The sequence below is a fragment of the Pseudoduganella sp. SL102 genome, from assembly GCF_027856995.1.
In the GTDB taxonomy this organism is placed as follows: domain Bacteria; phylum Pseudomonadota; class Gammaproteobacteria; order Burkholderiales; family Burkholderiaceae_D; genus Rugamonas; species Rugamonas albidiflava.
This window is the reverse complement of record NZ_CP115554.1, coordinates 2,750,274-2,775,914: the sequence shown is the minus strand read 5'-3', so window position 1 is coordinate 2,775,914 and position 25,641 is coordinate 2,750,274. Positions and strand designations below refer to the sequence as shown.

20 protein-coding genes and 1 pseudogene are annotated in these 25,641 nt (G+C 66.8%); 14 read left to right on the top strand and 7 right to left on the bottom strand.

Translation table 11 applies throughout. From position 1 onward, the window contains the following. Positions 1 to 81: 81 nt before the first annotated feature. Complete coding sequence (locus OU994_RS11875) at positions 82 to 1,002, bottom strand: GntR family transcriptional regulator (protein ID WP_281610901.1); 921 nt, start codon at positions 1,000 to 1,002, stop codon at positions 82 to 84. Between the two features lie 97 nt (positions 1,003 to 1,099). On the opposite strand from OU994_RS11875, the gene OU994_RS11870 reads away from it, so the two are divergent. The 5 genes from OU994_RS11870 to OU994_RS11850 all read left to right on the top strand — a co-directional run bounded on the left by OU994_RS11870 (position 1,100) and on the right by OU994_RS11850 (position 7,538). Then, complete coding sequence (locus OU994_RS11870) at positions 1,100 to 1,339, top strand: hypothetical protein (protein WP_281610900.1); 240 nt, start codon at positions 1,100 to 1,102, stop codon at positions 1,337 to 1,339. Then, positions 1,330 to 2,721, top strand: coding sequence for a glycoside hydrolase family 28 protein (locus OU994_RS11865; protein WP_281610899.1), 1,392 nt, complete (start codon positions 1,330 to 1,332; stop codon positions 2,719 to 2,721). Before OU994_RS11870 ends, OU994_RS11865 begins: the two co-directional genes overlap by 10 nt. Before the next feature lie 5 nt (positions 2,722 to 2,726). Continuing rightward, positions 2,727 to 4,841, top strand: a complete 2,115-nt coding sequence (locus tag OU994_RS11860) for a hypothetical protein (RefSeq protein ID WP_281610898.1) — start codon at positions 2,727 to 2,729, stop codon at positions 4,839 to 4,841. 65 nt (positions 4,842 to 4,906) lie between these two features. Beyond that, positions 4,907 to 6,724, top strand: a complete 1,818-nt coding sequence (locus tag OU994_RS11855; RefSeq protein WP_281610897.1) for a glycoside hydrolase family 28 protein — start codon at positions 4,907 to 4,909, stop codon at positions 6,722 to 6,724. A 1-nt stretch (position 6,725) separates the two neighbouring features. Next, positions 6,726 to 7,538 carry a rhamnogalacturonan acetylesterase gene (locus tag OU994_RS11850; RefSeq protein WP_281610896.1) on the top strand — a complete coding sequence of 271 codons (813 nt, stop codon included), beginning with the start codon at positions 6,726 to 6,728 and terminating at the stop codon, positions 7,536 to 7,538. A 45-nt stretch (positions 7,539 to 7,583) separates the two neighbouring features. Here the strand turns inward: OU994_RS11850 and OU994_RS11845 are convergent, their stop codons facing one another. After that, positions 7,584 to 10,061 (bottom strand): ATP-binding protein, encoded by a 2,478-nt coding sequence (locus OU994_RS11845; RefSeq protein ID WP_281610895.1) that lies wholly within the window; start codon positions 10,059 to 10,061, stop codon positions 7,584 to 7,586. A gap of 280 nt (positions 10,062 to 10,341) precedes the next feature. Between OU994_RS11845 and OU994_RS11840 the strand changes: the two genes are divergently transcribed. From OU994_RS11840 to OU994_RS11800, 9 genes are all read left to right on the top strand, one after another. After that, positions 10,342 to 11,775 carry an SLC13 family permease gene (locus OU994_RS11840; RefSeq protein ID WP_281610894.1) on the top strand — a complete coding sequence of 478 codons (1,434 nt, stop codon included), beginning with the start codon at positions 10,342 to 10,344 and terminating at the stop codon, positions 11,773 to 11,775. Positions 11,776 to 11,812: 37 nt separating this feature from the next. After that, entirely contained in the window at positions 11,813 to 13,480 is a 1,668-nt protein-coding gene (gene mdcA / locus OU994_RS11835) for a malonate decarboxylase subunit alpha (protein WP_281610893.1), read from the top strand. Between the two features lie 9 nt (positions 13,481 to 13,489). After that, positions 13,490 to 13,804 (top strand): malonate decarboxylase acyl carrier protein, encoded by a 315-nt coding sequence (gene mdcC / locus OU994_RS11830; RefSeq protein ID WP_281610892.1) that lies wholly within the window; start codon positions 13,490 to 13,492, stop codon positions 13,802 to 13,804. Beyond that, the gene (locus OU994_RS11825; protein WP_281610891.1) at positions 13,801 to 14,700 is read left to right on the top strand and encodes a biotin-independent malonate decarboxylase subunit beta; all 900 of its coding nucleotides are present in this window, start codon (positions 13,801 to 13,803) and stop codon (positions 14,698 to 14,700) included. The genes mdcC and OU994_RS11825 overlap by 4 nt, the downstream gene beginning before the upstream one ends. Then, the gene (gene mdcE, locus OU994_RS11820) at positions 14,697 to 15,413 is read left to right on the top strand and encodes a biotin-independent malonate decarboxylase subunit gamma (protein ID WP_281610890.1); all 717 of its coding nucleotides are present in this window, start codon (positions 14,697 to 14,699) and stop codon (positions 15,411 to 15,413) included. Before OU994_RS11825 ends, mdcE begins: the two co-directional genes overlap by 4 nt. Continuing rightward, the gene (gene mdcG, locus OU994_RS11815; RefSeq protein ID WP_281610889.1) at positions 15,397 to 16,077 is read left to right on the top strand and encodes a malonate decarboxylase holo-[acyl-carrier-protein] synthase; all 681 of its coding nucleotides are present in this window, start codon (positions 15,397 to 15,399) and stop codon (positions 16,075 to 16,077) included. The genes mdcE and mdcG overlap by 17 nt, the downstream gene beginning before the upstream one ends. Further along, the gene (mdcB, locus tag OU994_RS11810; protein ID WP_281610888.1) at positions 16,065 to 17,033 is read left to right on the top strand and encodes a triphosphoribosyl-dephospho-CoA synthase MdcB; all 969 of its coding nucleotides are present in this window, start codon (positions 16,065 to 16,067) and stop codon (positions 17,031 to 17,033) included. Before mdcG ends, mdcB begins: the two co-directional genes overlap by 13 nt. A gap of 1 nt (position 17,034) precedes the next feature. Continuing rightward, entirely contained in the window at positions 17,035 to 17,964 is a 930-nt protein-coding gene (locus tag OU994_RS11805) for an ACP S-malonyltransferase (RefSeq protein WP_281610887.1), read from the top strand. A gap of 134 nt (positions 17,965 to 18,098) precedes the next feature. Next, positions 18,099 to 18,239, top strand: a complete 141-nt coding sequence (locus OU994_RS11800) for a hypothetical protein (RefSeq protein WP_281610886.1) — start codon at positions 18,099 to 18,101, stop codon at positions 18,237 to 18,239. Between the two features lie 167 nt (positions 18,240 to 18,406). Here the strand turns inward: OU994_RS11800 and OU994_RS11795 are convergent, their stop codons facing one another. The 5 genes and pseudogenes from OU994_RS11795 to OU994_RS11775 all read right to left on the bottom strand — a co-directional run bounded on the left by OU994_RS11795 (position 18,407) and on the right by OU994_RS11775 (position 25,453). Then, on the bottom strand, positions 18,407 to 20,404 hold the full coding sequence (locus OU994_RS11795) for an alkaline phosphatase family protein (RefSeq protein ID WP_281611626.1): 1,998 nt from the start codon (positions 20,402 to 20,404) through the stop codon (positions 18,407 to 18,409). 353 nt (positions 20,405 to 20,757) lie between these two features. Beyond that, positions 20,758 to 21,321, bottom strand: a complete 564-nt coding sequence (locus tag OU994_RS11790) for a hypothetical protein (protein WP_281610885.1) — start codon at positions 21,319 to 21,321, stop codon at positions 20,758 to 20,760. 655 nt (positions 21,322 to 21,976) lie between these two features. Further along, positions 21,977 to 22,450 (bottom strand): hypothetical protein, encoded by a 474-nt coding sequence (locus tag OU994_RS11785; RefSeq protein WP_281610884.1) that lies wholly within the window; start codon positions 22,448 to 22,450, stop codon positions 21,977 to 21,979. A 227-nt stretch (positions 22,451 to 22,677) separates the two neighbouring features. Next, positions 22,678 to 24,105: pseudogene (locus OU994_RS11780) on the bottom strand (IS1182 family transposase); the annotation flags it as partial. 232 nt (positions 24,106 to 24,337) lie between these two features. Then, positions 24,338 to 25,453: a PQQ-dependent sugar dehydrogenase gene (locus OU994_RS11775; protein ID WP_281610883.1), complete on the bottom strand. Its 1,116-nt coding sequence runs from the start codon at positions 25,451 to 25,453 to the stop codon at positions 24,338 to 24,340. Positions 25,454 to 25,641 lie beyond the last annotated feature (188 nt).

The window sequence follows — 25,641 nt, the reverse complement described above, 5'->3', positions numbered from 1 at the left end:
TCGTTGGTTGGAATGCTGATCGATTACCGCAAGTGTTGTAAAAACCCTGGGGACTGTCCCCGGTGTTGTTTTGATACCAGCTCAGCCATTGTTGGCCTGGGCCTTCTGTTCCCTGGCCCGAATGCCCTGCAGCAGCGTGCTGCGGGACGAATTCAGGTGGATGCGCATGGCCTCGCGCGCGCCGGAAAAATCGCGCCGCGCCAGCGCCTGCAGGATGTCCAGGTGCTCGTGCGCCGCGTACTGGTTGCGGGCCAGTTCCTCGTCCTTGTCCCACTGGTAGTGATAATGGAACACCAGCGATACCACGTCGTACAGGCTCTTCGCGAAGCGGTTGTGCAGCAGGCCGATGAGGAACGTGTGGAAGTCGCGGTCGAGGGCGGGAAAATCCTTGTGCCGGGCCGGCATCACGGAGCCCAGCTGCTCGTGGCGGGCGATCAGGTCGGCCAGGTGCGCGAAGGCGGGATCGTCCGGCGGCAACAGCGCGAACTGGTCGATGGCGGCGAACTCGAACATCTGCCGCACGTCGGCCAGCTCCATCGCGAACGAGCGGTCGAACGCGCACAGGCGCCAGCCGCCGCGCGGCTTCTTCTCGATCAGGCCGGAGCGGGAAAACTCGATGAGGAACTCGCGCACGCTGATCGTGCCGGTGCCGGAGGCACGGGCCAGTTCGGCCTCGGAGAATTCCGCGCCGGGCGGCATGTCGCGCTGGTAGATGCGCTCCATCAGCACTTCGCGGATGCGGTCCGAGCCCGGCTGCAATTCGGCGATATCGAAATAATCCTTGCGGCGCGGCTTGCGCAGCAGGCGGCGTTCCTTCAGGTCGCCGATCAGGCCCTGGGCATGCAGGTGCGCCAGCACGCTGCGCACCGCGGTACGGCTGCCCTCGACCAGTTCGGCCATGTGCTGCTCGGTCGGCAGCGGTTCGCCGATCGCCACGTGACCGGCGATATGCTGGAGCAGCACGTTGGTGCTGCGCTTGAAGACGAGTGGTGGTCTGGCCATGTGGTCTCGAAGAGGTATTCAATAAATTATAGCCCGGGATGTGCGGCGGAGGAGCAAACCGGCCGGTCACCTGGGTGGTTACCGGATCGGTTACCGCGTGATTACCTGGTTGGTCACCCGGCTGGTGCCCGGCGATCGCAGGCTGGCCGGCGAACTGGTCACCTTCTTGAGCAAGTGCGCCGGCGGCGTGCATCACGCCGAAACATCGCTACACTGTGTCCGTTATTTATTAAGTACTACCAAGTTCATGTACTTCATCATGTACTTCAATGTGTCAGGTACTGCCATTCATCAAGTACCGCCGAACCAAGCCGACAAGGACCGCCAATGCGACTGACCATCCTCGCCACCTCCCTGCTGTTCGCCGCCGGCGCCTGCGCGGCCGATTTCAACGTGCGCGACTACGGCGGCAACGGCGATGGCGTGACGATGAACACCGCCGCCATCCAGAAGACCATCGATGCCGCCGCGAAGGAGGCCGGCACGGTGGTCTTCCCCTCCGGGACGTATCTTACCGGCTCCGTCTTCGTCAAGTCCGGCGTCACCCTGAAACTCGACAAGGGCGTGACCCTGCTCGGCTCGCGTAGTATCGCCGACTACCCGCTGATGCCGACCCGCATCGCCGGCATCGAGATGACGTGGCCCGCGGCGCTCGTGAACATCTACCGGCAGGACAACGCGGCCATCGTCGGCGAAGGCACCATCGATGGCGACGGCAAGCCGTTCTGGGACTACTACTGGGCGCTCCGAAAGGAGTACCAGCCGCGCGGCCTGCGCTGGGCATCCGACTACGACGCGCGCCGCCCGCGCCTGGTGCAGGTGTTCGAAGCTTCGAACGTGAAGGTGGGCGGCGGCCTGCTGATGCGCCGCGCCGGGTTCTGGACCGTGCACGTGTGCTATTCGTCCGACGTGACGGTCGATGGCGTCACCATCCGCAACAACGACGATGGCAAGGGGCCGTCCACGGACGGCATCGACATCGATTCGTCGCGCAAGGTGCTGGTGGCGAACGCCGACATCTCCGTCAACGACGATGCCGTGGTGCTGAAGGCGGGACGCGACGCCGATGGCCTGCGCGTGAACCGCCCGACCGAGGACGTGGTGATCCGCGACGTGATCGTGCGCGCCTCGAAGGGCGGCATCACCTTCGGCAGCGAAACCTCGGGCGGCTTCCGCAATATCGAAGCCTACAACATGACGTTCGACGAGAACACGCCGGTCGGCATCCTGTTCAAGTCCGCCCACACGCGCGGCGGCTTCGGCGAGAACCTGCGCCTGCACGACATCACGATGAAGGGCACGCCGATCGTCATGCGCATCAACATGAACTGGAATCCGAACTACAGCTACGCCGCCATTCCGCCCGGCGAGAAGGACGTGCCGCCGCACTGGAAGGTGATGGCCACGCCGGTGCCGAAGGAAAAGGGCATTGCCCGCTTCAGCGACGTGAAGATCTGGAACATCCGGGCCACCGGCGCGAAGAGCGCGTTCGAGGTGGCCGGCATCGCCGAGGCGCCGCTGCAGCGCTTCGCGTTCGACGGCATCGACATCGAAGCGAAAAGCGGTGGCTACATCCAGCAGGCGCAGGACTGGCGCTTCACCAACACGAAGCTGACCTTGCCGGCCGAAGCGCCGGTGGAAGTGGGCAAGGACAGCCGCGTGGACGGCCTGCCGGCCGGCACCTTCGTGGTCCGCGATCCGGTGAAGAAGGAAGGTTGACCGCGATGACTCAACGCCATATCCTCGCCTGCCTGCCCTTCATCGCCATGGCCGCGCAGGCGGCACCGATCGACCGCCAGGCCGTCGTCGCGCGGCACAACCCGCAGCTTGCGGCGATCGACTTCATGTCCCCGCTCAGCGTGGGCAACGGCCGCTTCGCCTTCACGGCCGACGTGACCGGCCTGCAGACCCTGCCCGACCATTACCACCGCGAAGGCACGCCGACCGAGACGGGCGCGCGCTGGTCGTGGCACGAACACGCCAACCCGAACGGCTACAAGCTGTCGGATGTGAATCGCGAGTACACGGCCTGGGGCCGCACCGTGGGTTACCCGATGAACACGAAGATCCCGGCCGGCCAGTGGCTGCGGGAAAACCCGCACATCCACCCGCTGCCGCAAATCGGTTTCATCATGACCGGTGCCGGTGCGCGCGCGCTGGTCCCTGCCGACGTCACGTCCGTCGACCAGCGGCTGGACATGTGGAAGGGGCAGCTGGACAGCCGCGTGCGCATGCTGGGCCAGCCGGTCAGCGTCGGCAGCGCCGTCAGCCCCGACAGCGACACGCTGGCGCTGCGCATCCGTTCGCCGCTGCTGGCCAGCGGCCGCGTGGCCGTGCGCATCGCCCTGCCCTACGGCTACCAGCCGGGCGCCCACCACAATCCGCCGCTCGACTGGTCGCACCCGGCCGGGCACCAGAGCAAGGTGCTGGAACAGTCCGGCCGCAAGCTGGTGGTCGAGCACATCCGCGACACCGCCCGCTACGCGATGACGGTGGCCAGCGGCGCGCCCCTGAAGATCACCAGGGCCGGCGCGCACGTGTTCGAGATCGCCCCGCAATCGGGCGAGACGCTGGAGCTGACGGTGTCGTTCGCGAAGGATGGCATCGCCGGGGCGCAGGACGTGGCCACCGTGTTCGCCGCCAGCGGCGCGCATTGGGACAAATTCTGGCGCAGCGGCGCCGCCATCGATTTCGCGGGCAGCAAGGATCCCCGCGCGGCCGAGCTGGAACGCCGGGTGGTGCTGTCGCAGTACCTGGCGGCGATCCAGCTGGGCGACGAGATGCCGGCCTCGGAAAGCGGGCTGACGACATCGACCTGGTACGGCAAGCACCACACGGAAATGGTGTGGTGGCATACCGCCCACTTCGCGCTGTGGGGCCGTCCCGAATTCACGGCGCGCACGCTGACCTGGTTCCAGCGCACCTTGCCGGTGGCCCGCGCCGTGGCGGCGGAGCGGGGGCTGAAAGGCGCGCGCTGGATGAAGATGACGGGGCCGGGCGGGCGCGAAAGCCCGGGCGGCAACCCGCTGATCATCTGGAACCAGCCGCACCCGATCCACCTGGCCGAACTGCTGTACCGCGCCGATCCCACCAGGGAAACGCTGGAACGCTATCGCGAACTGGTGTTCGAGACGGCCGATTGCATGGCGTCGATGCTGCACTGGGACGACAAGGGCCAGCGCTACGTGCTCGGCCCACCGCTGTGGATCGCCCAGGAAATCTACGACCAGGCCACCAGCATGAACCCGACCTATGAACTGAGCTACTGGGCGCGCGGCCTGGAGATCGCCCAGCAGTGGCGCGAACGCCTCGGCATGCCGCGCGACGCCGGCTGGGAACAGCGCAGGACGAAACTGTCGAAGCTGCCGCAGAAGGATGGCAAGTACGTGGCGATCGAATCGACCCCGGATACCTGGGACAACGTCGACAGCCGCCACGACCACCCATCGTTCCTGATGGCGCTGGGCCAGCTGCCGGGCGATGGCGTGGACCGCAAGGTCATGCGCAGCACGCTCGACGCGGTACTGGCCAGCTGGGACTGGCAAACCAAGATCTGGGGCTGGGATTACCCCATGATCGCGATGACGGCGGCGCGCCTGGATGCGCCCGACCTCGCGGTGGGCGTGCTGCTGAAATCGGATGGCCCGAACAATGGCTACACGCGGGCCGGCCACAATCCGAACAAGCGGCTGCCGGTCTACCTGCCCGGCAACGGCTCGCTGCTGGCCGCCGTGGCGCTGATGGCGGGCGGCTGGGATGGCGCCACGCGGCCCACGCCGGGATTCCCGGCCGACGGCAGCTGGGTCGTCAAAGCCGAAGGGTTCATGCCGCTGCCATGAACGGCCGCTGCCCGGATGAAACGAACCGAGATGAACAGATGACGAATCCGACCGACTTGCTTGATATGCCTGATTTATTTGATACCCAGCGCCGCCGCTTCCTGCGCGGCACCTCCGCCGCCGGCGCCCTGCTGGCCACCGGCGCCGCGCCCCTGGCGAAGATTGCCACCGCGGCCACCACGGCCGCCGCGGCCGATCCATGGCAGCGCGCCCAGCAGATCGTGGAGCGGTGCCGGCGACCCCTCGCCTTCCGCAACGAGGATTTCCCCATCACCGCGTTCGGCGCGAAAAGCTGCGCCACGGTGCCGGCGAAATCCGTGTGGCGCACCGAGATCCTGGACGTGGCGACGCCGGCGCCCGGTTCGCCCGACTGCTATCCGGCCATCGCCGCCGCCATTGCCGCCGCGAGCCGCGCGGGTGGCGGCCGCGTGCTGGTCCCGGCCGGCAACTGGTACTGCAAGGGCCCGATCGTGCTGAAGTCGAACGTGCACGTGCACCTGGCCGCCAGCGCGCAGGTGTATTTCGGTGCCGACCCGGCCGATTACGCGAAATACGGCGACATCGACTGCGGCAAGGCCGGCAAGCTGGTGCTGTCGCGCTGGCAGGGCAACGACGTGCTGAATTATTCTCCGCTGGTGTACGCGTACAACCAGTCCAACATCGCACTGACCGGCGAGGACGCCACCAGCGTGCTCAATGGCCAGGCCGGCGTGCACGTCGATGCCGGCGCCGGCCCGTGGTGGGACTGGATCGACCGCAAGGAAGGCAAGGTCAACGCCGGCAGCGTCAATCCGCGCAACCTGCCGCTGGAACAGGTGGTGCCGGACCTGCCGGCCGCGCAGCGCGCGCTGATCCAGGGCACGCACCCGCGCTGGAACGGCGATACGCGCTACCTGCCGGCACTGTCCGAGGCGGGCGTGCCGGTGGCCAGGCGCATCTTCGGCATCGGCCACTTCCTGCGCCCCTGCATGAACGAACTGCTCGGCTGCACCGACATGCTGCTGGAACGCTACCACGTGGTGGCGTCGCCGTTCTGGCTGCACCACCCGGTGAACTGCCGCAACGTGCGCTTCGCCAGCGTGAACATGGAAAGCACAGGGCCGAACAACGACGGCTTCGATCCCGAATCCTGCGATACCGTGCTGGTCGAGCACTGCACGTTCAACACGGGCGACGACTGCATCGCCATCAAGTCCGGCAAGAACCGCGACACGCAGCTGGGCCCCACGCGCAACGTGGTGATCCAGGATTGCGTGATGAACAGCGGCCATGGCGGCGTGACGCTGGGCAGCGAGATGGCCGCCGGCATCGAGCACGTGTACGCGCAGCGCATCGAGTTCCGCAACGCCTACTGGGCCACCGACCCGCTGCGCAGCGCCATCCGCCTGAAGACCAACATGAACCGCGGCGGCTTCCTGCGCCACCTGTACGTGCGCGACGTGACCGTGCCGAACGGTGTCGACGCGCGCGCCCGCAAGAGCGCGCCGCCCGATGCCGCCAATGCCTTCCGGGGCCTGGCCACCGGCAGCGGCGCCATCGTCACCATCGACTGCAACTATGCCGCCGGCGACGACGCCGTGCGTACCCGGCCGCCACAGGTGTCGGACATCCACATCTCGAACCTGCGCGCCGGGAACGCCAGGATGGCCGACGGCGCCTACTCGTGCTGGCAGGCGGTGCTGATCCTCGGGCCGGTCGCCGCCAGCTACAACGGGCCGGCCGGCGCGGCGATCGTGCCGGTGTCGAACGTGACGATCACCGATTGCGACTTCGGCACGCCGCGCAACGGCAAGGAGCCGGTCTTCCTGCACAACGCGAAGGACGTGGTGCTGGCGAACGTGAAGATCGGCGGCCAGGTCGTCAACCGGAAACTGGCGGGCTGACATGCGGCGCCGCCTGTCCCTGCTGGCCGCATGCACCGCCGGTGCCGCCATCGGCGCCACGGCGCACACCGCCCACGCCGCTCCCCTGCCGCCGGTCCGCGTGATCCTGGTGGGCGACTCCACCGTGGCACCCGGCAACGGCTATGGCGACGCGCTGTGCGCCCGCTTCGTGCCCGAGGTGGCCTGCGTGAACCTGGGCGCGAACGGCCGCAGCTCGAAGAGTTTCCGGGCCGAGGGCCGCTGGGACAAGGTGCAGGAATTGCTGCGCGAAGCGGGCAGCTTCCATGTGCAATACGTACTGGTGCAGTTCGGCCACAACGACCAGCCGGGCAAGCGGCATGCGACGGACCTGGTAACCGAGTTCCCCGCCAACATGGCACGCTATGCGCGCGATGTGCGGGCGCTGGGCGGCGTGCCCATCCTCGTCACCCCGCTGACCCGCCGCACGTTCAAGGGACCGTACCTGCGCGATACGCTGGCGCCGTGGGGCGCGGCCACCCGCCGGGCCGCCGCGGCGGAGAACGTGGCCGTGCTCGACCTGAATGCCGGCAGCGCAGCGGCCGTGCAGGCGATGGGCCAGGCCGAAGCGGACACGCTGGCCGAGGAACCGGCGCCGCCGCCCGCGCCGGACGGCAAAAAGGGCAAGAGCAAGTTCGACTGGACGCACCTGGGGCCGAAGGGCGCCGCCCTGTTCGGCGCGATGGTGGCCGGGGAACTGGCACAGGCAGTACCCGCCATCGCGCCGTATCTGGCATCACAGCCGAAGCCGAAGCCGAAGCCGGACCAGGCGCCACAGCCGAAGCAACGGCAGTAGCCACGGCTCTCGCCATCGCCACAACCCTAGCCACCGCCGGGCCGGTCAGTCGCCGGGCTGCCCGACATTCGCCAGGATCGCGAACAGTTCGTCGATATCGACCGGCTTGACCAGGTGATGGTCGAAGCCCGCGGCGGCCGTCTGGATGCGGTCGCTCTGCAAGCCGTAGCCGGTGATGGCGACCAGCACGGCGTCGGCCGTTTCGGGCTGGGCCCGCAGCCGCCGGGCCAGTTCGATGCCGTCCATGCCGGGCAGGCCGATATCGAGCAGGAACACGTCGCAGCCGCTTGCCGCGCTCAGCGCCAGCGCCTCGCTGGCATCGTATTCGACGATGACTTCGTGCCGGGCCGATTCGAGCAGCATGGCCAGGACCGAGGCCGCGTCGGCATTGTCGTCGACCACCATGATGCGCAGCGCCGGGCCGCCGCTGCGTGGCCGCGGCGCCTCCTGGGGCGGTGCCGCGGCCTGTTCTTCCTGCGCGGCCAGCCGCGGCAGGCACACGGTAAACCTGCTGCCCTGCCCCAGGCCCGGGCTGCTGCAGGTGACCGTGCCGCGATGCAGGTGCACCAGGCTCTTCACCAGCGCGAGCCCCAGCCCGAGACCGCCCAGCGAGCGGTCGGACGAGCGCTCGGCCTGCGAGAACAGGTCGAACGCGCGGGCCGCCAGCGAAGGCGCCATGCCGATGCCGGTGTCGGTGATGTGGAACAGCACGTGATCGGGCCGCACCTCGGTGCGCAGGCCGATATGCCCGCCCTCCGGGGTGTACTTGGCGGCATTGTTGAGCAGGTTCGCGAAGACCTGCACGAGCCGGTTCCGGTCGCCCGAGACCAGCGGGATGTCCGGCGTCAGCTCCAGTCCCAGGTGATGGCGGCGCGTGCGGATCAGGGGCGTGACCTGTTCGATCGCATCGGTGACGATGCGGTGGATGTCGATCGGCTGCATGTCCAGTTCGACCAGGCCGCGCGTGACGCGCGACACGTCGAGCAGGTCGTCCACCAGGCTGGTCATGTGGCGCACCTGCCGGCCGATCACCTGGCTGGTCTGCCGCACCCGCGCCTCGTCGACCTTGCCCAGTTGCAGCAGCTCGGCCGCGGCGCTGATGGGTGCCAGCGGATTGCGCAGTTCATGGGCCAGCATGGCCAGGAACTCGTCCTTGCGGCGGTCCGTTTCGCGCAGCTTCTCGTCCGACTTCCTGCGCGCGGTGACGTCGCGGAAAAACACTGCCAGGCCGCCGTCCAGGGCGGGATAGGCGCGCACTTCCATCCAGATCTCGCCCTGCGGCGTGGCGCACGGCACCTCGATCACGCCGGACCGGCAATCGTCCATCACCTGCCGGTACAGCGCCTCCAGCGGCGTTCCCAGCAGGCCGGGCCACACTTCCCAGTGGCTGCGGCCGATGACGTCGGCCGCCGTCTTGTGCGTCAGGCGCAAGCCTTCGCCGTTCATCCGCACGATGCGCCACGCCGTATCGAGCATGGCGAAGCCTTCGGCCATGTTGTCGAAGATGTACTCGCTCTGGTCGCGCTCGCGGCGCAGTTCGGCCTGCGCGCCGACGTTCTCCACCGCGGACCAGGTGCGCTCCAGCATGTCCTCGGCCATGCCGATCTGCGCCTTCGTCCAGACATGCGGCGCCGAGTCGTGGGCACTGAGGATCACGCGCAGCCGGCCATTCTTCAGCAGCGGGATCGCCAGCACGGCGCGCACGCCGAGGGCGGCGTAGGCGTGCGCGAACGGCGCGCTGCGCTCGTCGGCGACGACATCGCTGATGATCAGGTGCCTGCCTGCCCGCGCGCCCTGCGCCGCGAAGGCGCCGTAGTCGTCCAGGCGCACCGTGACGCCGGCCATCGACGGCAGGTGGCCGTTGCTCCAGTCCCGCCCGATGCTGCCCGCCTCGCCCGCGTCGTCGACGGTCAGGTACACCACGCGATCGACGCCCATGTATTCACCCAGCAGCGCGCTGGCACCGGCGACGACGTCGCCCGGATCCGTCAGCTCCCGGATCAGGTCGCCCAGCCGGAGCTGGAATTCGCGGCGCCGGTTCGACACCATGGCGGCCGTGCTGTCGACCGCGGGATTGAGGATGCCGGCGACCTCGCCCCGCGCGCCGAACACCGGATACAGCGCATAGCTGAAGTACGCCGTCTCGGGCACGCCATTGCGTACCACGGTGAAGCGGATGTCGCTCAGGTTGCATGCCTTGCCGGCCAGCGCCTCGGCCAGGATGGGGGCGAAGCCCTCGCGCAATTCTTCCCAGCTGCCCCAGAACGGCGTGGCCAGGGCGGCCGGATGCTTGTCGCCGAGGACCTGCAGGTACGCGTCGTTGTAGAAGTACAGGCAGTCCGGCCCCCAGTAGAAGGCCGTCGGCGCGGCGGCGTCCAGCACCATCTCGATGGTGCTGCGGATTTCCCTGGGCCAGGCTTCGGGTTGCCCGTAGGGAAAGTTGCTCCAGTCACGGGCGCGTAGCAGTGCGCGGACCACGCCCTCGCCGGCAAACGACGGGCGGAATGCGGGGGGATTTTCCATGTGCGCATTTTGACATGGTTGCAGCCTGAAATCTGTCTCTTCCATGCTGTCCGTGCGCCGGAAACCAGCCCGGCCGGACCGCCGATATTTCCTCTCAGAGTAAACGTCGGCCTGCGGCAGTAATTGATCCGGGTGCCTTTCCACGTTACCTTGGCTGCACGATATTAAAAGAGCAAAAAAAGAGCATGCCCGCGCCACGACTTGCCCGGCCGGGGAATGCATGGAGACATATCACCCGCGGTCCGGCCCCGGCCGGCACCGCAATCCCAGGAGTAATGCCGTGTCCACTCACCTGATTGCCATTTGCGTGCTGGCGCTGATGTTCGTCATCGCCACCGCGCTGCCCATCAATATGGGCGTCATCGCCTTCGTCGGTGCCTTCCTGGTCGGTACGCTGGTCGCCGGCATGCAGGCCAAGGGCATCATGGCCGGTTTTCCGGCCGAACTGTTTCTCACCCTCGTCGGCATCACGTTCCTGTTCGCCCAGGCCCAGAACAACGGCACCATCGACTGGCTGGTGCGGCTGGCGGTGCGCGCCGTCGGCGGGCGCATCGCCGCCATTCCCTGGGTGATGTTCGCGGTCACCGCCCTGCTTACTTCCGTCGGCGCCGTCAGCCCGGCGGCGGTAGCCATCATCGCGCCGATCGCGCTGGGCTTCGCCGCCAAGTACCACATCAATCCCCTGATGATGGGGCTGATGGTGATCCACGGCGCGCAGGGCGGCGGCTTCTCACCGATCAGCATCTACGGCGGCATCACCAACAAGGTGGTCAACGAAGCCGGGCTGCCGATCTCGGAACTGACCACCGCCTTCGTCAGCCTGGGCGTCAACTTCGCCGTCTCGCTGCTGCTGTTCTTCGTGTTCGGCGGCATGAAGCTGATGCGCCAGCAGGTGCCGAAGGCCGCCGCCGGGCGCAGCGATCCGATGCCGCCGTTCGGCGCGACCGTCGCGGTGGCGGCGCAGGGACCGCAGATCTACGGCGACGCCGAGAACGAGGCGGCCAGCGAGGAACGGCTCACGCGGGAGCGCTCCAGCGCTGCCGTGGGCGCCATCGGCACGCCGGGTGAAGCAGGTGCGGGTGCGAGCGCCGGCGCTGCCGCCGGCGTGGCGCTGAACGAAGGCGCGACCTTCCAGCAGATCGTCACCGTGGCCGGCCTGGTCGCGCTGGCCGTGCTGACGCTGCTGTACAAGCTCGATATCGGCTTCGTCGCCATCTCGATCGGCCTGGTGATCTCGCTGATGTCGCCGCAGGTGCAGAAACGCGCCATCGGCCAGGTGTCGTGGCCGGAGATCATGCTGATCGTGGGCGTCAGCACCTATGTCGGCGTGATGCAGAAGATGGGCACCATCAGCTGGGTGGGCGACAGCGTGGCCAGCCTGACCTCGCCGCTGGTGGTGGCGCTGCTGCTGCTGTTCGTCGGCGCCATCGTGTCGGCGTTCGCCTCGTCCACCGCTGTGCTGGGTTCCCTGATCCCGCTGGCCGTGCCGTTCCTGCAGGCCGGCACCGGCGTCGATCCGATCGGCTTCATCGCCGCCATGGCGGTGGCCTCCACCATCGTCGACGTCAGCCCGTTCTCGACCAACGGCGCGCTGGTGCTGGCCAGCGCCCAGCATATCGACCGCGACGTATTCCTGCGCCAGCTGATGATCTATGGCGGTATCGTGACGCTGGTCGCGCCGGTCGTGGTCTGGCTGCTGTTCGTGGTGCTGTGACCGCCCCCGTGACCGCCACATTAACCTGGGATAATCCATGAATTCACCCGAAGGCCGCTGGACTACCCAGCAACGCAACCGCGACGCCCGCCTGGCGCGCGCCCGCGAAGCCCTGGGCGATGCGCTGGACGGCAAGATCGTCGCCGCCTCGCATATCGCCGAGCTGCTGCACCAGGTGCTCGAACCGGGCGACCGGGTCTGCCTGGAAGGCAACAACCAGAAGCAGGCCGACTTCCTCGGCAAGGCGCTGGCCAGGCTCGATCCGGCGCGCGTCAACAACCTGCACATGCTGCTGTCGGTGCTGTCGCTGCCCGAGCATCTCGACGTGTTCGAGAAAGGCATCGGCGCGCGGCTGGACTTTTCGTTCTCGGGCCCGCAGGCCAGCCGCCTGGCCCGGCTGGCACAGGCCGGCAAGCTCAATATCGGCGCCATCCATACCTACCTGGAACTGTTCGCGCGCTACTTCGTCGACCTGACGCCGCGCGTGGCGCTGGTGGCGGCCGAGATGGCCGACCGCGAGGGCAACCTGTACACGGGGCCGAATACCGAGGACACGCCGGCCATCGCCGAGGCCACGGCCTTCAAGAGCGGCATCGTGATCGCCCAGGTCAACCGCATCGTCGACAAGCTGCCGCGCGTGGACATTCCCGCGGACTGGGTGGGCTACGTGGTGCAGTCGCCCACGCCCTACTATATCGAGCCGCTGTTTACCCGCGACCCGGCGCTGATTTCCGAGATCCAGGTGCTGATGGCGATGATGGCCATCAAGGGCATCTATGCCGAATACAGCGTCGAGCGCCTGAACCACGGCATCGGCTTCGATACCGCCGCCATCGAGCTGCTGCTGCCGACCTATGCGGCCAGCCTGGGCCTGAAGGGCAAGATCGCCCGCCACTGGGCGCTCAATCCGCACCCGGCACTGATCCCGGCCATCGAGGCGGGGTTCGTCGAATCGGTCCATTCGTTCGGCTCCGAGCTGGGCATGGAGAATTACCTGCGGGCCCGGCCCGACGTGTTCTTCACGGGCCCGGACGGCTCGATGCGCAGCAACCGCGCCTTCTCGCAGGCGGCCGGCCACTATGCCTGCGACATGTTCATCGGCTCCACGCTGCAGATCGACCTGCAGGGCAATTCGTCGACGGCGACGCTGGGCCGTATCGCCGGCTTCGGCGGCGCGCCGAACATGGGCGCCGATGCGCGCGGGCGGCGCCACCCCAGCGCGGCCTGGCTGAAGGCGGGCGAACAGGCCCGCGCCGGCCGCAACATGATCCCGCGCGGGCAGAAGCTGGTGGTGCAGATGGTCGAGACCTTCCGCGAGCACATGGCGCCGGCCTTCGTCGAGCGGCTCGACGCCTGGCAGCTGGCCGAGCAGGCCGGCATGGCGATCCCGCCGGTGATGATCTACGGCGACGACGTCACGCATATCCTGACCGAGGAAGGCATCGCCAACCTTCTGCTGTGCCGCGGCGACGAGGAACGCGAACAGGCCATCCGCGGCGTGGCCGGCTACACGCCGGTGGGCCTGGGTCGGGACAAGCGCATGGTGGAGAACCTGCGCGACCGCGGCATCATCCGCCGCCCGGAAGACCTGGGCATCGACAAGCGCTTGGCCACGCGCGACCTGCTGGCGGCCAGGAACATGAAAGACCTGGTGCGCGCCTCGGGCGGGCTGTACGATCCGCCGAAACGTTTCAGGAACTGGTAAGGACACACCATGGAAACCCTTCAATTCAGGTTCGAGCAGGGCAGCCGCCCGCTGGCCGGCACGGCCCAGCTGGTGGGCGTGGTCGGCTCGGGCAATCTCGAGGTGCTGATCGAGCCGGCGGCGCTGGCCGGCGCCTGCGAAATCGAGGTGCGCACCGCCGCCGTGGGCTTCGGCGCGACATGGCAGGCCGTGATGACGGACTTCCACGAACGCTGGAGCCTGGCCGACGCGCGCATCTGCATCAACGACATGGGCGCCACGCCGGCCGTGGTCAGCCTGCGGCTGGACCAGGCGGCGCAATCGCTGGCGGGAGGCACGCCATGAGCAGCTACCTGGAACTGACCGCGCGCCAGCGCATCCCCGCCCTGTTCGATCCCGGCAGCTTCGAGGAATTCCTGCCGCCGTCGGCGCGCATCGTCAGCCCGCACCTGGCGCAGCTCGACGCCCCCGTGTCGTTCGACGACGGCGTCATCGTCGGGCGCGGCCTGCTGGGCGGCCAGGTGGTGTTCGGCGCGGCCCAGGAAGGCGGCTTCATGGGCGGCTCGGTCGGCGAGGTGCATGGCGCCAAGCTGGTCGGCATGCTGCGCCGCGCCATCGACGAACAGGCCCACGCGGTACTGCTGCTGCTCGAATCGGGCGGCGTGCGGCTGCACGAGGCCAATGCCGGCCTGATCTCGGTATCGGAAGTGATGCGCGCCATGCTCGATGCGCGCGCGGCGAACATTCCCGTGGTAGCCCTGGTGGGCGGTGCCAACGGCTGCTTTGGCGGCATGGGCATCTCGGCGCGCTGCGCCAACACGGTGATCATGTCGGAGGAAGGCCGGCTGGCGATGTCCGGCCCCGAGGTGATCGAGACCGCCAGCGGCGTCGAGGAATTCGACTCGCGCGACCGCGCGCTGGTGTGGCGCACCACCGGCGGCAAGCACCGCTACCTGCTGGGCGACTGCCAGGTGCTGGTGCCGGACGACACCGCCGCCTTCCGCGCCGCCGCGTTGCAGGCCATCGCGGAGATCCGCGCCGGCAGCGCCAGCCTGAGCCTGGAAGGCCTGCTGGCAGAACAGGACCTGCTGGCGCGCCGCCTGCGCGACACCGCCGGCCTGCCCGACCCGGTCGACGTGTGGCGGCAACTGGGCGTGCCCGATCCGGCCGGCGTGCCGATGCTGGACACGGACGCCTTCATGCAACTGGCGGCACCGCACCGCGCGGGAGGACCACGATGACCTGGCAAACCCTGGCAAACCAGCTGTTCCCCGGCGGGCACGACATCGCCGAGCACGACAACTTCCTGTCCGGCAGCGGGCAGGTCGACGGCCAGACCGTGGCCGTGATCGGCACCACGGAGCACGTCCCGATCGGCATCGAGATCGCCCTGGCCCAGGCCCAGGCGATCCTGCAGATTGTGCAGCGGCATCCCGGCCGGCCGATCCTGATCCTGGTCGACACGCAGGGCCAGCGCCTGCGCCACCGCGACGAGATGTTGGGCATCAACAGCTACATGGCCCACCTGGGCAAGTGCGTCGACCTGGCGCGGCGCCGCGGCCATGCCGTGATCGGGCTGGTGTACGACCAGGCTCTGTCGGGCGGCTTCATCACCAGCGGCCTGATCGCCAGTGCCTGCTACGCGCTGCCGCAAGCCACCATCCGCGTGATGGGCCTGCCGGCGATGGCGCGCATCACCAAGGTGCCGGAAGAGCGGCTGACCGAGCTGGCGCGGGACAATCCCGTGTTCGCGCCGGGGCCGGAAAACTACCTGCGCATGGGCGGCCTGCACGCCATCTGGGCGGACGACCTGGCCAACCGGCTGGCCGGGGCTCTGGCCAGTGCCGACCCGGCCGATGGCCGCATGGCGCTGGGCCAGGACCGGGGCGGGCGCCTGCTGGCGCAGCCCGTTGCCGAGGCAGTCAGGACGGGTGGCCATGTTCGCCCGGCATGATTTCGTGTGGCTGGCGGAGCGGGGCTGGCGGCAGGTGCGCGCCGGCGTGGCGCCCGACGTGTCGATGGCGCTGGACAGGTGGTGCGAGGCTGGCTGGCCCGCCGTGGTGCGGCGCGCGGAAGCCGGCGCGGCACCGGGCCAGGTGGCGATCGGCTTCGCCCTGCCTCCGCGGCCCGGCGATGGCCGCAAAGTGCGCATCGGCGCTTGCGTCGACGCGGCCGATATCGTCCGCCGCGCGCCCGCCCTGCCACTCGCGGACGCGCTCGGCGCGGTGCCCGACGACTGGCGCGCGGCGCTGGCGGCGCTGGCACGCGAGGCTGGCGGCGCGGGGCTCGACCTGGCCGTGTATGGCTCGGTGGCCCTGGCCGCGCTCACGGGGCAGCGCTATGTCACGCCGTCGTCGGACATCGACCTGCTGCTGCGCCCCACGGACCGCGCGCAACTGGCGGCCGGCCTGGCGCTGGTGGCCCGGCATGCGGCGCGCCTGCCGCTCGATGGCGAAGTGGTCTTCCCGGATGGGCGCGCGGTGGCATGGAAGGAGCTGCGCATGGCCCTCGCTGCCACGCCCGGCACGCGCGTGCTGGCGAAAAGCCTGGAGCGGGTGGCCCTGGCCGTGGCGGACGACCTGCTGGCCACGCTGGAGGATGCGCGATGCCTGAACTGAACGCGGCGCTGCTGCCCGTCCAGCGGCCGCCTGCCCTCCGCCTTGCCGCCGACCGTGCGTTCTGCCAGCGCGTGGCGCGCCTGGCGGTGCGCAGCCTGTATGCGGAACTGGCGCTGTATCCCAAGCCCGGCCTGGTCTCCCTGGTCGACAACGGCAGCCACGAGGACATGACGGCGGCCACCTTCGTGCGCAGCCTGTTCGCGCTGCGCCGCTATTTCCTGCGCATCGCCGAAGCCGGCATGGCCGATGCGCCCTTCCATGACTTGAAACGCCTGGGCATCGAGGCCGAGGCGCGCATGCTGCGCGCCACCGGCGGCATCAACACTCACCGCGGCGCGATCTTCTGCCTCGGCCTGCTGTGCGCCGCCATCGGACGTTGCCGGGCGAGCGGCATCGCGCTGGCGCCGGCCGCGATCCAGTCCGCGCTGTTGCGGCATTGGGGGGCGGCGCTCGGCGCCCACAGCGCCGACCTGGCGACGCCATCGCATGGCACGGCGGCACTGCTGCGCTATGCCGCCAGCGGCGCGCGCGAGGAAGGCGCGCGCGGCTTTCCTTCCGTGTTCGCCGTCGGCTTGCCGGCCTTGCGGCATGCGCTTGCCGCTGGCCGCGACACGCGGTGCGCACGGATCGATGCGCTGTTCGCGCTGATGGCGCATGTCAGCGACACCAACGTCTATCACCGCGGCGGCCCTGGCGGCGCATTGGCCGTGCGGCGCCAGGCCCGCGCCTTTGTCGCCCGAGGCGGCACCGCCGCGCCGGATTGGGAAGCGCGCGCACTGGCCTGCCACCGCAGCTTCGTTGCCGCGCGCCTGTCGCCCGGTGGCGCGGCCGACCTGCTCGGCGCCGTCTGCCTGGTGCAGGCGGCGTGCTTGACTGAGGCGGCCTGCCTGACTGAGGCGGTGTGCTCGACTCAGGCGGAGAGCGGCGGGCAGGCGATACGCGGCGGGCACGCCTGACATGGCGGCCCGGCTCGTCGTGCTGTGCCCTGGCCAGGGCGCCCAGCATCCCGCCATGTTCGACCTGGCGCGCACCGATCCCGCCGCCGGCCGCCTGCTCGACGACTGGTTCGCTGATCCGGTGCTGGCCGAGCCGCTGCAAGCGTCCGCCGATGGCACCGCGCGTTTCGCCAACCGCATCGCGCAGCCGTCGATCGTCGCCGCGACGCTGGCCATGTGGACGGCGCTGGCCGATACTCTGCCGCAGCCGGCACTGGTGGCCGGCTACAGCATCGGCGAACTGTCGGCCCATGCTGTCGCGGGCGCGCTGGCACCTGCCGCCGCGGTGAAGCTGGCGCTCAAGCGCGCGGCGCTGATGGATGCCTGCGTGGCGAGCGGCGCGCCGCAGGCCATGGTGGCACTCTCCGCCATGCCCGACGGTACGGCCGCTCCACTGATGCAGCGCCTTGGTTTTCATGCCGCCATCGTCACCGGCGAGGACACCCTGGTCGCCGGCGGGCCTGCCGCGCAAAGCGATGGCCTGGCCGAAGCCGCCCTGGCCGCCGGAGGCCGGGCCACCGTGCTGCCGGTCGAGGTGGCGTCGCACACGCCGCTGCTGGCCGGCGCCGTGGCACCGTTCGCCGAATTGCTGGCTCGCCAGCAGTGGAGCGCTCCGCTCTTTCCGGTCCTGTCCGGCATTTCTGCCGAACCCGTGTGGGATGCCGCGCAGGCGACGGATCACCTGTCGCGCCAGATCGCCGAACCGATCCGCTGGCTGGAATGCATGGACGCCTGCGCGGAAGCCGGCGCTACAGTCGCGCTGGAGCTCGGTCCCGGTGCCGCGCTGTCGCGCATGTTGCAGGCGCGCCACCCCGCGATCGCCTGCCGTTCCGTCACGGAATTTCGTTCCCTGGACGGAATACGTAGTTGGCTAGGGAGGCAGCTCGTTTAACATTCACGATCGGCATATCTGGTATTGCATTTGAGAATTGGAATTCCGGGCGGGTCGCCTATATAACGGTAGCATCGGGTCGCGTTGCGATCCCCACAGCAACCGCTTATTGCACCGTCATCCGGGAGTCCATCATGAAAAACGTCATCGCCACCGCCGTGCGCACCCTGCTCTCCGCCGCCCACGGCCGCGCCATGCTGGTCCTGCGCAAGCAGGCCGAAATCGCCCAGCCAGCCCGGCTGGACTACCGCCTGAACGCCGGCGGCTGGAACTGATCCGGCAACGCTCTTCCAGCGCCGTTTTAGGGCCGCCGCGATGGCGGCTTTTTCTTGCCTGGCGAATTGCAACACTTCGCAAAACAACAAAGCCTGCAACGCGACGTTGCAGGCTTTGTTGTTTTGCCGGCAGCTTGTTTTCTTGCAGGCCGCGATCGCCGCCAGGATCAGTCAGTGCTTCCCAGCCGCTGCTCGGCAGCCGCTGCGGCGGCAGCCTCCTGTCCCGGCGCCAGGAACCGGGTCGACGGCCGGCCATCGGCATTGTGCTGCACGATCCGCATCGGACGCCCTTGCGCGTCGAGCCACACCTGGCCGATGCCGGCGCCGTTCCAGACCCGCTCGCCGTGGTGGCGTGCGTCCGGCAGGCGGGGCGTGATGGCGAGATCGCGGCGCTGGGTGAACAGGTTCAGCGGCGAGCGCGGCGAATACAGCCAGCGATTGAGCCGGTCGAGCCAGTTGAGCAGGCCGCGCGGGAATTCGTTCTTGATGCCGCTGCTGGTGATCTGCCAGATATGCGGCGTGCGGTCCGATTCGCGCACCTCGACATCGTAGGCGAAGGAATAGTGCACGTCGCCCGACAGGACCACGTAATTGCCCGGGGTGCGCGAATGCCGGAAGATATTGAGCATGCTGCTGGCCGCGCCGCGGTGCGCCATCCAGTTCTCGGCGTCGACGATCAGGGCCTGGCCGATGAAGGTGGCGATCCGCTGCACCACCTCGATCAGCTTGACCCCGAACATGGGCGCCGCCGAGACGATGACGGCGGCCGATTCATCCAGCAGCTCGTGCTGCAGTTCGGTCAGCGCTTCCCAGTCCATCAGGCCCGACGGATGACTGGGCCGGCGCCGGTTACGCCAGCGGCGGGTGCGGGTATCGAGCACGATGATCGCGGGCTTGGTTCGTATGACGAAATCCCACCGGCGGAAAGCCAGCAGGCGCCCGATCAGCGCGTCCTGGACCGGCGCATCCAGGCGATTGTCAGCAACGGCACCATCGTCCGGCGCCGCCGTGGCGACCAGCACCGCCATGTCCTCCAGCGCCGCCTTGAACACATCGGGGCGGTTGCCCCAGCCCTGACACAACATGTAGGCGATCAGCGCGTTGCCCACGATGCGGCGCGAGAACGGGTGCCCGTAGGCGGCGGCTTCCCACTTGGCCGACAGGTTCCAGTCATCGGTGACGTCATGGTCGTCGAAGATCATCAGGGTCTGCACGTGCGCGAGCAGCCGCGCGGCCCGAGGCAGGCTGCCGCAAAAACCCTCCATCGCCTTCGACTCGCGCCGCCAGCGCTCCGCATGCCTGGGTTCCAGCCCGGGCGGCGGCGCAACCGCCACCAGCCGCCAAGGCACGGGCGACCAGACCAGCAGGTACATGGCCATCATCTCGGACAATGTCATCAGGTGGTTTTGCGCATTGGCCGTGGTGAAGATCGGCTTTTCCTTGCCGCCGAAGAAGCGGTCGCGCAGCGCCTCGTTGGAGGTGGCGGCGGGCAGCAACTCCTCGCGCCGGTAGTAACTGGCCGGATGGCGGTACAGCTCCTCGCTGTCGGCGACCACGGCGCCTTCGAGGCATTCGGCGAACAGGCCCAGGCGCCGGATCAGCGCATGGATCGCCACCAGCGTGGGCCCCGCCACATCGTCGGCATACACCTGGTCGCCGCACATGATGAGCATGGCGGGCCGCTCGTCGGCCCGTTCGATGCACTCGGCCAGCACGGCATCGCCGCGCGCCAGGCCGTCCGGCGCCGGAAAATGCGGCTTGCGGCACGAGCCGTACAGGATATTGTCGCTGCGGCTGCGCAGCACCATGTTCGGCCGCGCCGCCCCTTCATGCAGCAGGTGCGGCGCCCACTGCGCGATGCCGGCCTCATCCCCGTCACCATGCTTGATGAGCAAGTCGTACTCGATGACCGTGTCTTGCGGCAGCGGCTCGGCCAGCGGCACATCGACCAGGTGCACGAAGGCGTGCCGGCCGACAGGCACCACGCGGCAGTGGCTTCCATCCAGGAGCAGGCGCCACGACGCGCCTCCCCTGGGCGCCAGCAGCAGGGTCAGCTCGAGCGGCACGCTGCCGACCAGCCACAGCACCAGGCGGCCCGGTTCGAGTCGGCGCAGGATGGGACCGGCAAGTACGGGCGGCAGGCCGTCAGGGGCAGGAATCTGGATCAATCTGGTGCGTTATCTGGGTGAATGAACAGGCCAGTGTAGCAGACGCGCCGGAGGGGTTGGATGTGCACGGAGCTCATCCGTACGCAAGCCCGGGCAGTCCACCGCGTCGGAAGCGCCGCTGGCCAGCTCGGCGATCAGCGTGCCTTGGCGGAGGTGGGCCAAGGCGACGGTCGGTCGGCTAATGTCAGCAATGCTGCCTCAGCGCAGGCAGTGGAGAACGCTCCCGGCCAACCCGGGCTGGTCGCAATGCGTCAGTGTACGATGTTGGTGCTCCGAGGACCCGCTACCGGTTTTGTCAGGCGCTCTACATCGCACTAAAACCGTCCCCTTCAGTCTAAAACGGTCTTCAATCAGTGCCGCGCTCGATTTTTTAGACCAGAATCGCCTTTTTCGTGTGAAGCATGAACTGGGTTAGACTGCCCAGCATGGTTATTCCAGATCGTTTTAGACCGGCTTGCTGTCGCATTGGACCGTTTTAGCGGGAGGTCCGCCTCACGCGCCCGGCAGTTGTCGGCCCGAACCCAGCCATCATCGCCGGGGAAGCGCAGCCAGATGAAGCGCCAGGCGTTCCGCCCCTTGGCGTGGCGATTGGCGAACTGCGAAGGCGTCAGTGTCGCGCCGTCATCCGAAACAATGTGGTCGCCCCCAACTTTGGCAAACCCTGCGGTTTGGCCATAAGCGGTGCGCAATATCGTTCCCTCTGGCAGGAACAGCGTCTTCCATTGAAAGCCCCTCAAGGCCGGGCCATTCTTGCGCAAGAAGTTTCGATTACTCTCCGTTGCCAACCAACGCCTGAGCAGCTCAACTACGACAGCATCCACTTTGGCGCCTGGGCGGGTCTCGGCGAGATGTAGTTCCAACTGCAGAAAACCCTGAACGGGAAGATATACCGGTTGCTTCGCCTCGTATTCCATGATCGGTCCTTTCTGAATGGGTCTAATACCTTGGACCGAGGCGCGGGAATAAGGTTGTTTTAGACTTCGGGATGCTTGATATGGATCGGATCAGACTCCGGCCGCTGAATTTTTAGACGATATTCGATGCCAGCACGTGTGAAGGAGAGCGAATTAGATGATTATCGATCGCTTTCGACCGGTATAGACCGACCGTGAAATTGTGGGAAGCCCATTGCGGGTGCCGAGGATGGACGTGTTTTCAAGATCCAGCAATTGCTCGAGCCTCCGCCCGCACGTCGGACGTCTATAACTCGGCGTCGTAGACTTCTTTCCCAAGCGCCGCCGTGAGCTTGGCGCACAGTTTGGTCATCCATCCCCTGAAAAGCAGTGGGTCGACATTTCCCTCAACCAGCAGGCCGCTTGGCTCGACGGAAGCCGCAGTAAAGCGCTCGCTGCCCCAGGGGCCGAACCAGGATAAATGCTCTTCAAGCCACCCATCCATGGATCGATACACCGCGGAGACCTTATCCCAGTCAGCATCGGAAAGTCATAAGGAAGATTCAGAGTAATCGACTGGATCATAGGGTGGGTCTGGTGAGCTCGGCCTGCCTTTGGTCAGTTGCCGCTTTGTGTACGACCGCTTCCGCCCCATACCGGACATTGAACACCTGAGTTAGGCACCGCCTTCGGAAAGCAACACTGAGCCGCAAGTCCCGAAATCGTGAACTGCTAGCGTGACCGGCACTGGGTACCGCCAGCCGCCAGCCTTCCACCAACATTCAGACACCCAGCGGGACAAGATAGGCACAGCCAACTCAAGTCCAGGAAACTGGTCCGGATCGAGGAAATATTGCTCGTCGAGCTCAGCAAGGATTTCAAGGCCGAGTTCCAAATGCATTGATCTGCCGGCAAATAGACTCAGGTCCGCGTGATCGACCTTATTATTTTTACCACGCCAGTACATCCAAACGTCTGGTGATCCGCCGTCCTCTCCAGGGAAAATTTCGACGTGCGCCTCATCGACGTCTGGTGATACCGGTATAGATAAAAGCGTACTGATATGGGCGATAGCATGCTTGGAAAGACCGTCAAGCTTGCGCCGATACATCGCTTGAAATTGTGCTTGAGTCAAGCCATACGGAACCATGTGCCGTGCCTGAAAATTTAGTTTATCGGTCGGTCAGCAACGACCGCTTTTGGCCCAGGCTGTGTAAAAACTCAGAAATGGATAGAGGTGATCAGTTTGCACCCGGCCACTGCATTTCTGCGGTTTGATGGGGCGCTACGTGAGCTGTTCCCATCTTTCGAGCTCGGCGACTGGACCAGTAGGATAACCGCTGCAAACGCACGTTGTAATGCCTGTAAAAGGGCATATGCCCTGACTGCTTCGATCATGCCATCGACACCAAGTAACGTCATCAAGCGCTTCAAGTTATAGGCGAGCACGTGCAGGCTCATCTCGGCCTTCACACGCTCAAGTCCTTTTGTCAGGAAATGCGTGGCGCCCATCCATGACTTGATCGTCCCGAAGGGATGCTCGACCGAGCAACGCCGGATTCGCATGGCGTCCGGATTTTGTTCAAGACGCTCCTGCATGTCGTCAAGCACGTCCTGGTGTTCCCAGCGCGTCACCCGGCGCTCCTGGCTCGGCGTGCACTTATCCTTGAGCGGGCAAGCCTTACAGTTCGAGCTCCAGTAGCGATGAAGCGTCATGCCCTTTTCAACGCCGGAAAATCGCCAGATCAGGGATTGGCCAGCTGGGCAGCGGTACTCGTTCTTCTCCCGATCGTAGACGAAATCGGCTTTGTCGAATCGCCCGTCGGCCTTGGCATTGGACGTCTTTGTCGCTGGCACTACTGCAGTGATGCCGGCTTGGCTGCATGCCAGGACTTCCTCGCCTTTGAAGTAGCCGCGATCAGCGATCGCAGTTAGCGTGTTGGTCCCGATTGCAGTGCGGGCCTTCTTGGCCATCCCTGACAGTTGATCGCGGTCGCTGCCGATATTGGTTACCTCGTGCTCGACGATCAGGTGGTGCTTGGCGTCGACCGCGGTCTGGACGTTGTACCCGACGATGCCCGAGCCTCGCGTCATCATTGAACGGGCATCCGGATCGGTCAGCGAGATCTGCGTTTCGCCAGTCGCTTCCAGCTTCGCTTCGATTTCCTTAAGGACAGCCATCTGCGACTTCATCGCCGCGATTCTATCGTTCAGCCGGGTGCTGCGCGCTTGTTTCGTCGCCGGTTCTTGCCTGTCAGCCGTGTCCAGGTCTGCCAGGTAACGACCGATGTTGGCCTCGATCTCTTCCATCCTGCGCTTGAGCTTGGCCTGCGTGAAATTGCGATCACTGCTGTTGACTGCCTTGAACTTGCTGCCGTCAATTGCGACCATTGCATCGGCGAACAGGTCCAGTTGCTGGCACAGTACGATGAACTGCCGGCAGACATTGCGAATCGCCTTGCCGTTGTCCTTTCGGAAGTTGGCAATCGTTTTGAAGTCCGGCGTCAGCCGCCCCGTCAGCCACATCAGTTCCACATTACGCTGCGCTTCACGCTCGAGCCGCCGGCTCGACTGAATGCGGTTGAGGTAGCCGTAGATGTAGAGCTTGAGCAGTACTGCTGGATGGTAGGACGGTCGTCCGGTCCTGGCCGGCTGCACACGCCCGAAGCCGAGTTTTCCCAAGTCGAGTTCTTCTACAAATACATCGACCACGCGAACCGGATTGTTCTCGGCCACGTAGTCGTCCAGCAGCTCAGGCAGCAACGTCCCCTGTCCTCGGTCTTCGCCTTCGATGAAACGCTTCATCTTGCACCCCGGTTGATGAGATACTCACCCAACGTTTACCGAACTGGTTTCGTTTACACTGCCGGCGTTTTTACACAGCCTGGGCCGATAGCGGCCTTGCGCAATGGCTTAGTCTACGATGTCGTTGCTCCAAGGACAAGCGGCTGATTTGTTAAGCGCTCCAAAGCAATAGCCTTGAGACATAAAAAAAGGGACCCTTGGTCCCTTGTTGCGCCACGCACTTCCCGCTGGCCTACCTCTTCGGTGTCAGCATCAGCAGCCGGCCCCGCGAACCGTCTTCCAGCAGCCATAGCGCGCCATCCGGCCCGGTACGCACGGCGCGGATGCGTTCGCCCATGTCCCAATGGTCCGCCTTGGTCGCGTTCTCGCCGTCGAGGGCGATGCGGTCCAGCGACTGGCCCGAGAGACCGGTGATGAAGAGGGAATTTTTCCACCTCGGGAACAGGTCCCCATCGTAGTAGGCGAGGCCGCCCGGTGAGATGGCCGGATCCCAGGACACTTTCGGGGCCTCGAAGCCGTCGCCAGGGGCATGGTCGGGGATGTCCCGGCCGTCATAGTGGCTGCCGTTCGATGCCTTCGGCCAGCCATAGTTGAGGCCTGGCTTGATCAGGTTGATCTCGTCGCCATGGCGCGGCCCCATCTCCATTTCCCACAGGCGCCCCTGCCTGTCGAAGGCGATGCCCAGCAGGTTGCGGTGGCCATACGACCAGACGGCTGCATGGAAGCCCTTGGCCGCGAGCGGATTGCCGGCGGCCGGCGTACCGTCGAGGTTCAGGCGCAGCACCTTGCCGAGCGTCGATTTGGGGTCCTGCGCCGGATCGAAAAGCTGGCGGTCGCCGCTGGTGAAGAAGAGATGCTTGCCATCCGGCGAGAAGCCGATACGGCCCGAATAGTGCCCGCCGGTCGACGCATCCTGGCCGCGGAAAATGGCCTTTGTATCCTTGAGCGTGCCGCCTGCCTGGTCCAGTGTCGCGGTGGCGAGCACGACCCGGCTGCCGGCACCCGAACCCGCCTCGGAGTAGCTGAAGTAGAGCCGCTTGCTGGCCGCGAAATCGGGAGCGGGCACGATGTCCATGAGCGCGCCCTGGCCCCTGCTGCTGACGGCGGGTGTGCCGGACACCGTCCGCCTGGCGCCGGTTGCGGGATCGAACAGGATCATCGTCCCCTCCTTTTGCGTCACCAGCATCTTGCCATCGGGCAGGAATGCCATCGCCCATGGGTTCTTGAAGGTGCCGACCGGCTTGACCTCGAAAGGCAGGCCGGCTGCGAATGCACTGGCCGGCGCGGCGGCGAACGCGAGCAGGGTGAGCGAGAAAGTGGTGGCGAGGCCGAGCATGCTCGATTTCATGTTGTCCAGATCTCCATTGATGCCAGGTTGTAGGGGCGAAAAGTAGGCCGATGCGCACCGGGCGGGTACTTCACGTCCGTGCGCCCCTCCCCACGCGCCGCGAGGTATGCGCCGGCGCTGTTGATCCACGAGGGCGGTGGGAAGTGTAGAGCAAAACGCCCATTGCAGACGCTGCGCTGGTCGCGGCC